At 33.0% G+C, this 12,434-nt stretch carries 11 protein-coding genes and 1 pseudogene; all 12 read left to right on the forward strand.

Translation table 11 applies throughout. The annotated features are described in order from the left end of the window. The first annotated feature begins 2 nt into the window (after window positions 1-2). The 12 genes and pseudogenes from ICN21_RS06115 to ICN21_RS06170 all read left to right on the forward strand — a co-directional run bounded on the left by ICN21_RS06115 (window position 3) and on the right by ICN21_RS06170 (window position 12,433). Window positions 3-1,292 (forward strand): hypothetical protein, encoded by a 1,290-nt coding sequence (locus tag ICN21_RS06115; protein ID WP_216177568.1) that lies wholly within the window; start codon window positions 3-5, stop codon window positions 1,290-1,292. Next, a complete protein-coding gene (locus ICN21_RS06120; RefSeq protein ID WP_216177570.1) occupies window positions 1,282-2,508 on the forward strand; it encodes a glycosyltransferase in 1,227 nt (408 codons plus the stop codon). The genes ICN21_RS06115 and ICN21_RS06120 overlap by 11 nt, the downstream gene beginning before the upstream one ends. A 7-nt stretch (window positions 2,509-2,515) precedes the next feature. Further along, complete coding sequence (locus ICN21_RS06125) at window positions 2,516-3,580, forward strand: hypothetical protein (protein WP_216177572.1); 1,065 nt, start codon at window positions 2,516-2,518, stop codon at window positions 3,578-3,580. After that, complete coding sequence (gene rfbF / locus ICN21_RS06130) at window positions 3,577-4,350, forward strand: glucose-1-phosphate cytidylyltransferase (RefSeq protein ID WP_216177574.1); 774 nt, start codon at window positions 3,577-3,579, stop codon at window positions 4,348-4,350. The genes ICN21_RS06125 and rfbF overlap by 4 nt, the downstream gene beginning before the upstream one ends. A gap of 39 nt (window positions 4,351-4,389) precedes the next feature. Beyond that, window positions 4,390-4,959, forward strand: coding sequence for a dTDP-4-dehydrorhamnose 3,5-epimerase family protein (locus ICN21_RS06135; RefSeq protein WP_216177576.1), 570 nt, complete (start codon window positions 4,390-4,392; stop codon window positions 4,957-4,959). Then, the gene (locus ICN21_RS06140; RefSeq protein WP_216177578.1) at window positions 4,949-6,211 is read left to right on the forward strand and encodes a class I SAM-dependent methyltransferase; all 1,263 of its coding nucleotides are present in this window, start codon (window positions 4,949-4,951) and stop codon (window positions 6,209-6,211) included. Before ICN21_RS06135 ends, ICN21_RS06140 begins: the two co-directional genes overlap by 11 nt. A gap of 23 nt (window positions 6,212-6,234) precedes the next feature. Continuing rightward, window positions 6,235-7,224, forward strand: a complete 990-nt coding sequence (locus ICN21_RS06145) for an SDR family oxidoreductase (protein WP_216177579.1) — start codon at window positions 6,235-6,237, stop codon at window positions 7,222-7,224. Window positions 7,225-7,507: 283 nt separating this feature from the next. After that, window positions 7,508-8,578: a CDP-glucose 4,6-dehydratase gene (gene rfbG / locus ICN21_RS06150; RefSeq protein ID WP_216177581.1), complete on the forward strand. Its 1,071-nt coding sequence runs from the start codon at window positions 7,508-7,510 to the stop codon at window positions 8,576-8,578. Between the two features lie 81 nt (window positions 8,579-8,659). Beyond that, the gene (locus ICN21_RS06155; protein WP_370624058.1) at window positions 8,660-9,043 is read left to right on the forward strand and encodes an acyltransferase family protein; all 384 of its coding nucleotides are present in this window, start codon (window positions 8,660-8,662) and stop codon (window positions 9,041-9,043) included. Between the two features lie 39 nt (window positions 9,044-9,082). Further along, window positions 9,083-10,194: pseudogene (locus tag ICN21_RS06160) on the forward strand (IS3 family transposase). A 47-nt stretch (window positions 10,195-10,241) separates the two neighbouring features. After that, complete coding sequence (locus tag ICN21_RS06165; RefSeq protein ID WP_216177585.1) at window positions 10,242-11,060, forward strand: SGNH hydrolase domain-containing protein; 819 nt, start codon at window positions 10,242-10,244, stop codon at window positions 11,058-11,060. Between the two features lie 53 nt (window positions 11,061-11,113). Further along, the gene (locus tag ICN21_RS06170) at window positions 11,114-12,433 is read left to right on the forward strand and encodes an MBL fold metallo-hydrolase (protein WP_216177587.1); all 1,320 of its coding nucleotides are present in this window, start codon (window positions 11,114-11,116) and stop codon (window positions 12,431-12,433) included. The last annotated feature ends 1 nt before the right edge of the window (window position 12,434 follow it).

The following is a 12,434-nucleotide window of genomic DNA, read 5'->3' on the forward strand; positions in this document are numbered from 1 at the left end:
GCATGTTCAACGTGACCTTGAGATTGCTATTAGGCTATTCATTTTTTGTGCACTTTTTAATAGCTTATTTTGAAACCCAAGCATTTTTTTTCCCTTATATATTAATACCGATAATTTCAATTTTAATTCTGTGTAAATCTGGAATTAATAAGGAAGATCAAACAATCTATGTATTATTTATTTTATACATAATTTCAATAATATACTCGGTTCATGACATTGATATCGATAATAAAGATTTTATAAATATCATAAATATTTTATTTATGATTCCAGTATTTATTTATAGTAAAAAATCAATAAATAATTATTTTATTTTTAATAAGTATTTAAAAATATTTATTTACTCAGGTATTATAATGTCCATATATTCTCTTAAGCAATTAATGTTTGGTTATGAAGAATTTGAAATAAATGCAATTGCTAAAATGGGAAGCACACTAAATGAATATTTAGAAATGGGCAGAATTAGAGTTACATCTTTAACATTTGACCCACTGCTTACTAGTTTTATGTTTAGTATTTGTATATTCCTGACTAGTTGTAAAATATTCATTGATTTCGAATTTAAAAATAAGATAAAAAAAATAAATTTCTTATTTATAATAATATTTTTTATTGCAATGAATGCAACACTAACAAGAGCTCCAATCTTAGGAGCTATTATTGGTTTTTTAATAATTTTAATTGCTAACTTAAAATTATTAAATATTAAAAAAATAATTTTTTTAATATTATTGAATATAACAATAATTTATATATTAATTTATTCCACATATGAATTTATAGCATTTGAAAGGAACTACTATACTGAGCAAATTTTTGATACGTTTTTTTCATTGTTTAAAATTTTCAACAGTAGCGATATAAGTCATGAAGATTATTTTTTAATAGGACAAAGTAGGGATCATAGAATTGTTGCGATTAAGTTAGCATTTGAATATATATTTGAGAGATTTATATATTATGATTATCCAAAAAATCAGATAAGTAACTTAGATTTTTCATTACAAGATATTGGTATTTTGAGCGTAGGAGTGAGATATGGGCTTATATCTTATTTGATTAATCAAGCTTTATATTTATATATCCTGAAAAAAAGTATCAATGGTATAATTAATTGTCATAATCTAAAAGAAAGGGGTGTTAGTTATATACTATTAGGGCTATGGATAATGATTATTGTGTCAGTTAACATATCAGATATCTCAACTGGTATAGTGTCAGGCCTTCTTATTTGGAGCATAGCTGCAATTATAATAAATAAAAATAAAATTTTTAATGGCATATAAAGTGTATAAAATAGCTTATTTCACAATTGAAGATATATCTAGCGGACTATTCAAGACTCAGGTACTCAATAAGTTAGCGGCAATCTCAAAAAAAAATAAGAATTACAGCATAGACCTAATATGTATTAATAGGCCTTGGAAATTACTATCGCACATAAATACTCTTTTTATGTGCAGGAATTTTATTAGACAAAATAATATTAATATAAATATTATATATATACCATTTATGCTTCCATTAAGGAATGCATTGAAAAGTTTAATATACACTAAATTTGTAAAATTTTATTTGTATATTTGGTTAGTAATATTGAGAATCAAGAGGTATAAGTTAATACATGTTCGTAGTTATTTACCAATGTTCTCGCTCTCAAATTTTAATCATAAAAATTTAATTTTTGACACAAGGAGTATATGGATAGATGAAAATATAAGTACTGGTGATCTCATAGAAGGATCAACAGTTCATAAATACCTATTGGGTGAAGAGCGTAAATGTTTGATTTCTGCTAATCAAATATGCGTAGTTTCTAAGCCGATGATTCAGCACTATGAAAATAAGGTAAAAAATTTAGCTATTAATTTAATACCTATATCATTTGATCAGGGATCATTTTCCTTTGACGTATTAAAAAGACAGTCTATTAGATCAAAATACCAACTTGAGAATAGTTATGTTTTCGTTTATTTGGGAAGTTTTGGTCAATCAGGTGTTAATACACAGTCGCTAATAAAGCTATTTAATTCTATTCTTAAAATTGATAACTCAAAATTATTATTATTAACAGCCGAGAATAATAAAACTGTATCTAACTTGCTGGGTAAGATAGAGGCAGATACTTCAAAGGTTATTTTAATAGAGCCAACATTCTCTGAAATAAGTGGATATCTTTCTGCTGCCGACATAGGCCTACATGCCCTGCCAAATCAAATTGATTCCGATAGCAGGCTTGGAACCAAGGTTATAGAATATTTAGCTTGCGGATTGCCAGTTATTGTCAATGAGAATGTAGGAGCGGCTTCTAGATTGCTATTAGAAAATAGACTTGGATCCGTTATTAATCTTGATTCAAATTTAACTCACTATCAAGAGGCGCTAAAAGAATTAATTGGCCTAAATCGAAGCGCGATTGAAGATTTTGCTGTTAAAAACTTTTCATCCACTAAAATCGCAGATGATTATTTAAGAATATATTTAAAAGCATTAAAAGGGTAGGGACGATATGAAAATTGGGGTTGTACCAAATAATGATGAATTTGATCATCCGGCAGACAGGAGGCGATATGTTCACTACTTAAATAAATCTGGCATTATCTTTGAAAAAGCTAATTTCAATAAGGATTATGATTTTTTATATGTGAGTATTTCAGGTAATTTAGCATTGTGGGCAAAGTATAAAGAACGATATCGAAATAGCAAAAATAAACCAAAAATAATTTTTGATTTATCTGATGATTTATTAAAAGATACTTGGCTTAAAAATTTTTTAAGGTCTATATTATATTTTTTTCAAGGAAAAAATCCAAGTTTTTTTTTATCTTATAAGCAAATAATAAAAAAAATGATAGAAGTTTCGGATCAAATAATTTGTGGTAGCGAAGAACAAAAAATTGACCTAAATAAACTTCATCAAAATGTAGTAGTTATGAGAGAAAGCGTTTCTCAGGAGATATTTTTTAAGAAGAGAAGTTATAAATTAGTAAGAAAAAATGAGATTCATGTATTTTGGGAGGGGCTATCACATGGTAATGCTGAATGTTTTAATCACCTAAAGCAGATTCTTCAGGGTTTATCAGGTGGCAAGGTCCATTTGCATGTAGTGACTGATCCATTGTATTGCAAAATATCAAGCAAACTTAATTGTACCCAGACATATTCACTCTTAACTGATATTTTTAAAAACACCGATATTTATTTTCATTTATACGACTGGAACCTCGTAACTTTCTCAGCAATATGTTCTGCTTGCGATATCGCAATAATACCAATTCCAAATGATCCTGTAATGATGTGTAAGCCTGAAAATAAGTTGCTTCTTTTATGGGAAATAGGAATACCGGTAGTGACTACAAAAACCCCATCCTATGAGAGAGTAATGAGGGGTGCAGATTTGAATTTCTTTGGTAGCAATATGAATGAAATGATACAAAAAACTAAAACATTAATTTCAAGTGAAAAAGTACGTCTTGCCTATATGAATAATGCTGCTAAATATTTAAATGACAATTGCTCCGATAATAAAATTAATAAATTGTGGAATGAAATATTTACAAAGGATAAAGTATGAAAGCAGTTATATTGGCCGGGGGATTGGGAACGCGTATTTCAGAAGAAACTCATCTTAGGCCAAAGCCAATGGTTGAAGTAGGTGGAAAGCCACTTCTATGGCACATAATGAAAATATACTCTTATTATGGAGTTACTGACTTTATAGTTTGTTGTGGATATAAGGGATACGTCATTAAGGAGTATTTTGCTAACTATGCGTTACATACTTCCGATGTTACATTTAATTTAAAAGACAATAGCCTTAAAGTTCATCATAGACAAACTGAACCTTGGTCAATAACTCTCGTAGATACTGGAGAATTAACTCAAACTGGTGGAAGATTGAAGAGGGTGAAACAATACTTAGATAATCAAGAGCCCTTTTGTATGACTTATGGGGATGGTTTATCCAATGTCAATATTGTTGAACTAATAAATTTTCACAAAGCACGCGGAAAGTTAGCAACAGTGTGTTCTGTGATGCCTCCAGGGAGATATGGAGCATTAGTTATTGATGGTGATACTGTTTTAGAGTTTAACGAAAAGCCAAAAGGGGACGGAGCAAGAATAAATGGAGGCTTCTTTGTTTTATCGCCAGAAATATTCAACTATATAGACGGAGATGAATCCGTATTTGAAGCCGAAGTTATCAATAAAATTGTTAAAGTAGGCGAACTAACCGCTTTTAAGCATAATGGATTTTGGCAATCTATGGATACACTCAGAGAAAAATTATTATTAGAAAAGTTGTGGCAGCATAGTCATTGCCCATGGAAATTATGGGAATGATTTCTCTATATAAATTTGCTTAAAAAATAGTGAGTAGTTATGCAAAAAATTTTTATTGAAAAACTTAATTTTTCTGGACTTTTTAGAATGGTGAGGAATCCTTTTAAAGATGACCGTGGAGAGTTTTCCAGGATATTTTGCACGAATGAATTATCAAAAGTTGGTTGGGATAAACCAATTGTTCAAATTAATAGAAGCACAAATTATTACAGGGGAACAGTAAGGGGGCTCCACTATCAGCAGCCACCATTTTCAGAAAAAAAAATAATAATGTGTGAATCAGGCAGAGTATGGGACGTTGTAGTTGATATCAGAGCGGGGTCTACTACTTTTCTGCAATATCATATTGAGGAACTGTCCGAAGATTCTGATAGCGCATTAATAGTACCCGAAGGTTTTGCCCATGGTTTTCAAGTTCTAGAAGATAATACAAAATTAATATACATACATTCAGAATTTTATGCGGAGTCATATCAAAAAGGCTTAAATGTAAAAGATCCCTCTTTATCTATTAGTTGGCCATTGGAAATTAAAAATCTTTCATCAAAAGACCGAGATATTGAAATGATCAACGCTAATTTCATGGGAGTTAACATTAATGAAATGTAGACATTGTGATTCAAGCAATCTTACTCAATTCTTAGACCTTGGTTTTTCTCCTCCTTCAAATTCGTATGTGCAAAAAAGTGGTTTATTTAACATGGAAGAATATTTTCCGTTAAGAGTGGTTGTTTGTAATGTTTGTTACCTTGTTCAGACGGAGGATTACGCAAAAAAAGAAAATATATTCAATGAACAGTACGCGTATTTTTCGAGTGTTTCTACATCATGGCTTAAGCATGCAGAAGTATTTAGCAATGACATAGTGAAACGATTAAAAATTAATGATAAATCTTTTGTGGTTGAAGTAGCATCAAACGATGGGTATTTACTTAAAAATTTTGTTGAAAAAAAAATTCCATGTTTAGGTATAGAGCCAACTAGTAGTACGGCTGCTATCTGTGAAAAGAAAGGCATTCCAGTTCTTAAGGAATTTTTTAGCGCAGAAGTTGCAGAGAAAATTGCTAGAGAAAGTAAAAGAGCTGATCTTATCGTTTGCAATAATGTTTATGCTCATGTACCAGATATAAATGATTTTACGAAAGGTCTGCAATTACTATTAGATTTAAATGGGACAGTAACAATAGAGTTTCCTCATGTTATGGAACTTTTGTTGAAGGTGCAATTTGATACTATTTATCATGAGCATTATTCTTATCTATCCCTATACACTGTTATGAAAATATTTAGTTTACATGGCCTTAAAATTTATGATGTTGAAAAAATTGATACCCACGGTGGTAGTTTAAGAATTTATGGAACTCATAATGATAACCAAATAATCAAAATTTCTGGTGCGGTTGATAGAATACTTAATGAAGAAAAAGCACATGGACTTCAGGAAATTGAAACATATGGTGGCTTCAAAAAGAAAGTTGAATCTATAAAACTTAATATATTAGAATTTCTTATAAATAATAAAAAATCTGGTAAGAAAACTGTTGCATACGGCGCGGCTGCTAAGGGCATGACCTTGTTGAATTATATTGGAATTGGTCCTGATTTAATTGATTGTATTTATGATCAGGCCCCAATGAAAATAGGGCGCTACACCCCTGGAGGGCACATTCCAATCGTGAGCCCAAGCAATTTAGAGAATGATCAGCCTGATGTGATTATTATATTTCCGTGGAACATTGCAAATGAGTTAGAACTCTTTATAGCAAAATTACTAAAGAAGGAGGCGGTCTGTGTAACCTTCAAGGATGTGATTAATCAAAAAATACTTTATCCAGCCAATAAAAAGCACTCAGTAAATTAAAAATTGAATAATTTTCTAGTCATATGAGTAAAGAGACTGTATGCATCATTGGTGCATTGGGTTATTTAGGGGGGCACATATCAGATAAACTGCTTAGTCACGGTAAGGAGATTGCTTTATGCTACAGAAGTAGAGGTAATGCAGAAGAGAGCTCTATTTTGCAAGGCGCTAAATTTACGCATGAAGGTGACTTAAATAATAGTGAATATCTAGACGAAATAATCCATTCCGGATATGAGAATTTCATTTATTTGGCATCAAGTAATCATTTTTTATGTGAAGAATCATTAACTTTAGCGATCGAAAATAATGTCCTACCACTTGCATATTTAGTAAATGCAATATCTAAAAATAAAAAGAGTTACAATTTAATCTATCTTTCTACTGCACAAGTGTATGGAAGTCAGTTGGAAGTTTCTTCTATAGATGAAAACACATCAGTTGAATTGCGAAATAATTATGCGCTAACTCATTTTATGTGCGAGACAATACTCGGAAGATATAGCAATATTATCAATTCAGTGTTTATTAGGCTGACAAATACCTATGGATACCCAAAATATCCTAATAACTCAGGCTCATGGTTTGTCGTTAATGACCTTTGTAGACAAGCCATCTTTGATGAAAAAATACAACTACTTTCTGATGGCTCTCCCATTCGTGATTTTATTCACGTCGAGGATGCTGCAAATATGATAGTTTGCTTACTCAATCAAAAACTAAATAAAACTATTTCTTATAACTTGGCAAGCGGAATAAGTTTACGGATTTCAGAAGTTGCATTTTTAATTTCAGAAATAATTTATAAGCAATTTGGAAAGAAAATTTTGATTTATAAAAATAATGGAGAAATTTTACATAAATCAGAATACCCAAAAATTATAAATACTTTTGACTCTATTCATAGAGATATTATTCCTACTGAAACTAGAGTTGAATTTAATTCTGGCATTGAGAAATTACTTAATCAATTTAATTTTGAAAAAAATCAAAAAGGAATTATTTATCCATAAAGTATTCATAGCATTCGTGGACAGATAGACTTTTAAATTTATTTTTTTAAAATTAATTAATAAAAATTCTTATTGATTAGGGCATAATTATTATGGATATATTATTTTAGGCGCATCTAAATCAAATAATTGAAGTTTTTATGTGGAGTATATTTACATGCATGTGAGAATGTGAATTAAAAATATACCCGGTATTTTTTAAACTGCTGTGTTTGATAAACTCCGAATACAATATAAATTTTCATATTAGTTTGCTCATAATACCTTGGGAGATATGTAGAAAATGCATGAATTTTGGTTGGGCAAGAAAGTTTTTATTACGGGCCATACCGGATTTAAAGGATCGTGGTTAAGTTTATGGTTACAGAATCTAGGCGCAGAGATAACTGGGTTCGCCTTAGCTAGCCCAACGAATCCGTCTTTATTTAATTTAGCTAAAGTTGAATCGGGAATGGCCTCCATTGTTGGAGACGTTCGTGACCTTGGGTCACTAAAAAGAGAGTTAATCTGCTCGAACGCAGACATAGTTTTTCATATGGCAGCTCAGCCATTAGTACGAGAATCATACAACAATCCTGTTGAGACTTACTCTACCAATGTAATGGGGACTGTAAATTTATTTGAAGCTATTAGATCCTGTTCATCTGTTGCTGCAGTAATAAATATAACAACAGATAAATGCTACGAGAATCGAGAGTGGATATGGGGTTACCGGGAGGATGATACTTTAGGTGGGCATGATCCCTACAGTAACAGCAAGGCATGCTCTGAGTTAATCACATCTGCCTTTAGGAAATCATTTTTCAATTCCAGTGGAATAGACGGTCAAAAAGTTGCCGTTGCTAGTGCAAGAGCGGGAAATGTAATAGGTGGAGGAGACTGGTCAAAGGATAGGCTAATTCCTGACATTATTCGCGCTCTTGTATCTGGAGAGAGGGTAACAATTAGAAATCCAAGTTCAATAAGACCGTGGCAGCATGTACTCGATTCATTGAGCGGATACTTAATACTAGCCCAGAGATTATACGAATTTGGCGATGCATATGCAGAAGCATGGAATTTTGGCCCATCTCCTGAGGATGCGAAAAATGTGGCTTGGGTTGCTGAGAGGTTGGTTAATATTTGGGGTGGCGGCTCTATTTTGAATGCCAATAATATAGTTCAGCAACATGAAGCTAGCTATCTTAAACTTGATACAACAAAATCTCAAAATAGACTCAATTGGAGAGCGCAATTATCGCTAGAAGAAGCATTGTCATTAGTCGTCGATTGGAGCAAAAAATTACACGAAGAAGATGTTAGAAAAACTACCATTAATCAAATTAACCAATACCAATCACTATTAAACATGTGACAAAATATAAATCTTTTATTCGTTGAAAATGCCTTATTTATAGCAATGACTGGGATAAATTATAGGCCCGATCTGGATGGAATGCGCGGAATGGCGGTGAGTGCAGTTGTCATCTTTCATGCATTCCAAAATTTATTACCAAGTGGTTTTGTTGGCGTAGATATATTTTTTGTAATATTTGACTATTTAATTTCAACTATTACTTTCATCAAGCTTGATCAAGATATTTTTAGCTTTAAAGATTTCTATGTGAGGCGAATTAAGGGGATTTTCCCTGCGCTCATTGTTGTTTTGGTTACATGTTTTATTTTTGGATGGTTTGCTTTATTGGCTGATGAGTATAAACAATTAGGGAGGCATATTTTTGGAGGAACTAGTTTTATTTCTAATATGCTTCTATGGGGAGAATCAGGTTATTTTGATGCCGATGTGATGGTAATACTCCCACCCCTTAACCTGACTTAAAAGTAGAATTTCTAAGTTGTTTGATTTAAAGGAAATTCTATGAAAACCTCCCGTTTTACTGATAGCCAAATCATGGGCATCCTCAAACAAGCCGAGGCTGGCATGCCAGCCCCAGAGCTATGCCGTGAACACGGCATTAGCATTGCTAGCTTTTACAAGTGGCGCGCCAAGTATGGCGGTATGGATGCCTCACTAATGTCTCGCGTTAAAGAACTTGAAGCTGAGAACGCTCGCTTAAAGAAGATGTATGCGGAGGTTCAGCTCCAAGCTGATGTCCTTAAAGAAGTCTTACAAAAAAAGTAACTCGGCCATCTCGTAGGCGCGAGATGGCCAGCCAACAAGTTCACAGTGGCCGAATGAGTATCCGTTTAGCTTGCGATACCTTTGTCATTAGTCAGACTTGCTATCGCTATCACCCGAAGCTATCGACCGACAATGCCCTCATTGCCGATTGACTGGTACGCCTCACCCAAAATCAACGGAACTGGGGTTTTGGGCTTTGCTTCTTGTACTTACGTAACGTCAAAGGCTTTACCTGGAACCATAAGCGGGTCTATCGCATCTACCGGGAGTTAGAACTGAACCTCCGGATCAAGCCCCATAAACGCTTGGTGCGCGAGAAGCCTGTGCCATTGGCAGTGCCTGAAGGTATCAATGACACCTGGTCCATTGATTTTATGCATGACCAGTTGCACGATGGCAGATCCATCCGCCTATTTAATGTGATTGATGATTTTAATCGGGAGGCTTTGGCCATTGATATTGATTTTTCTATGCCAGCAGCCAGAGTGGTTCGCTCACTCGATCAAGTGATTGAGTGGCGTGGCAAGCCTTTAAAAATACGTTGCGATAATGGGCCGGAACTCATCAGTAGCGTGCTTGTGCAATGGACTGCGAAACACCAAATAGAGATAACTTATATCCAACCAGGTAAGCCACAACAAAATGCATATATTGAAAGATACAACCGCACCGTGCGTTACGATTGGCTTAATCAATACCTCTTTGAGTCAATTGATGAAGTTCAAGACTTTGCTACCGATTGGATGTGGACATACAATCATGAAAGGCCAAACATGGGCTTGGGTGGAATTACACCAAAGCAAAAACTAGCGCTTGCAGTACCAGCTTCTACTTTTAGCTTAAGTTAAAGATGGGGGTATTACCCTGTGGGCAGTGGGTTTATAGGAAAGATGGAGTGAGCCATAGAATTGATAGGAAGCGGGATATCTTGAAGCAGTTCGAGTGGGATAGTACGCAAAACATAGATTTAGGGTGTAAATTTAAGTATGCAACTTATGGGGATCATTACTGTAAAATAAAGAATATTAGTCTTCCGCCGGATGTTGCGCTAATAGGGAATTCACATGCGAATCAATTCTACCCTGGTTTAAGCGAATTTCTACTAAAGAAAAATATGAATTTATTAAATATTGGGGCTGGCGGTTGTCCACCAATATTTGGATTTGATTTAATTAATGATAAGCGCTCAACGGGTCCATTTGAATGCTACAAAACAAATAATATATACAGTCAAATATTAAAAAGTTCAACAATAAAAACAGTTTATATATCATTCCATCATTCTATATATTTCAGCAATAACTTTGAATTTAAGGATATTTGGGAAAGTAAAAAACTGGAAAAAAATAACTATAACGATTTTCTCTGGGGTTTTCTGAGGACAATTAGAATGCTAGAGAAACATGGAAAGAAAGTCATTTTAATCTATGACACACCAACACTTGGACTGAAGCAAGATATTCGAAGCTGCTTTAGCTTGCGACCTATATCTTATAACTATAGTTGCAATCTTTCTAGGTCAGAATACGGTACAGACTTTGAAAAATACGACATGTTGCTTCAGATAGTCAAGGAAAAAACCTCAATTAAAATTTTCAGTACAAGAAAGTATTATGATGATAGTTTTCCAGTTGATAAATTAGGAGTTCCTACCTACCGTGTCAATGATCACTTATCGATTGCAGGGAGCATGATCTTTTCCGAGCACTACTAGATTTTGTATTTCTAAAAACTATTCATAATAAAATATGACTATCAACTAAATTCATGATAATAAAATTTCTTAGCCATGCATCAATAATTATTTATCTGGATGATTTAAGGATTTTATGTGACCCTTGGTTTGCTGGTGATGTTTTTAATGATGGCTGGTCTCTAAACCCATCATCAGCAATGCTTACCGATGATGAATTACGAGGGATAACACATTTATACATTTCCCATGAGCATCCAGACCATATGCATTTTCCAACACTAATAGGATTTAGCGAGGAATTTAAGAAAAAGGTCTGTGTAATTTATCAAAAGAATAATTCAAATAAAGTTGTAAACGCATTAAAAAAGATTGGGTATTGCAAGTTTCTGCTTACTAAGCATATGGAGCGTATAAATCTCTCAAAAAAAGTTTTTGCATACGTTTATCAGCATAGACATTTAGATAGTGCTTTAATAATTGATAATGATGGTCAAGTGATTATTAATCTCAATGATGCTGAATTGTCGGGAACCGAGTGTCAAAAACTGAAAAAGCAATTTAATAATATTGCCGTCTTGTTAACTCAATTTGCTATTGCGGGATCTGAAGGTATTCCGGAAAAAGATAAAATTCAGGCAGAAAACGTATTTGTCAAAATGCTAGACCAAGCTATTGCATTTCAGCCTAAATTGATCATACCGTTCGCAAGTTATGTTTCTTTTTCCAAAGAGGATAATTCTCAGGTAAATAAATTTGTTAAAAATTGCTTTGAGGCAAAATCATTTTTAAAAGGCTCTGGTTTTATCCCTTGGTTACTTTTTCCAGGCTCTACTATTAATCTCAATGAAATGCCGAGGCATGATGATGAGGATTTATATGCAATTCATTACAAGTCTAATGAGTTAACTTCAAAAATTGTAAGCGAAAAAATAGAGAGCATAGATCTCGAGAAAACAATTCAAAACCGAATTATATTGTGGCATAGTAGTTATCCAAGATTCTTCTTTAGAGGAATAGGAGCTTTCATTTTCTATGTCGTAGATATTAATAAAATAATTAATGTTGATTTTTATAAAAATAAAATAGCTTGTGAGGACTATTATCCCGGCCTAACTTATAACATGCAAATCAATTCTCAGCCCTTTTATTTTGCATTTAAATATGATTTTGGTATTCAGACGCTGGGTGTTTCAGGTCGGTATCAAATTAAACCAGAAGATAATTCTTACAACAAATGGAAATATATTAGAATCATATCGTCACTTTACAATCCTGATATTTACCTGCATAAAACTGTAAAAGATAATCTTAAAATCATGGCTTGGGCATTTGATCGAAGGAAAAATATCGTAGAAAATGTAATGCAGCAGTTTAAGCGGTTTTATAAATAAG

This window comes from Polynucleobacter sp. AP-Feld-500C-C5 (assembly GCF_018882265.1).
Lineage (GTDB): Bacteria > Pseudomonadota > Gammaproteobacteria > Burkholderiales > Burkholderiaceae > Polynucleobacter.

Excerpts from the sequence above, each read along its gene's own strand:
- ICN21_RS06115 (WP_216177568.1), top strand. The coding sequence starts at position 3 with ATGTTCAACGTGACCTTGAGATTGCTATTAGGCTATTCATTTTTTGTG.
- ICN21_RS06120 (WP_216177570.1), top strand. The coding sequence starts at position 1,282 with ATGGCATATAAAGTGTATAAAATAGCTTATTTCACAATTGAAGATATA.
- ICN21_RS06125 (WP_216177572.1), top strand. The coding sequence starts at position 2,516 with ATGAAAATTGGGGTTGTACCAAATAATGATGAATTTGATCATCCGGCA.
- rfbF (WP_216177574.1), top strand. The coding sequence starts at position 3,577 with ATGAAAGCAGTTATATTGGCCGGGGGATTGGGAACGCGTATTTCAGAA.
- ICN21_RS06135 (WP_216177576.1), top strand. The coding sequence starts at position 4,390 with ATGCAAAAAATTTTTATTGAAAAACTTAATTTTTCTGGACTTTTTAGA.
- ICN21_RS06140 (WP_216177578.1), top strand. The coding sequence starts at position 4,949 with ATGAAATGTAGACATTGTGATTCAAGCAATCTTACTCAATTCTTAGAC.
- ICN21_RS06145 (WP_216177579.1), top strand. The coding sequence starts at position 6,235 with ATGAGTAAAGAGACTGTATGCATCATTGGTGCATTGGGTTATTTAGGG.
- rfbG (WP_216177581.1), top strand. The coding sequence starts at position 7,508 with ATGCATGAATTTTGGTTGGGCAAGAAAGTTTTTATTACGGGCCATACC.
- ICN21_RS06155 (WP_370624058.1), top strand. The coding sequence starts at position 8,660 with ATGCGCGGAATGGCGGTGAGTGCAGTTGTCATCTTTCATGCATTCCAA.
- ICN21_RS06170 (WP_216177587.1), top strand. The coding sequence starts at position 11,114 with ATGATAATAAAATTTCTTAGCCATGCATCAATAATTATTTATCTGGAT.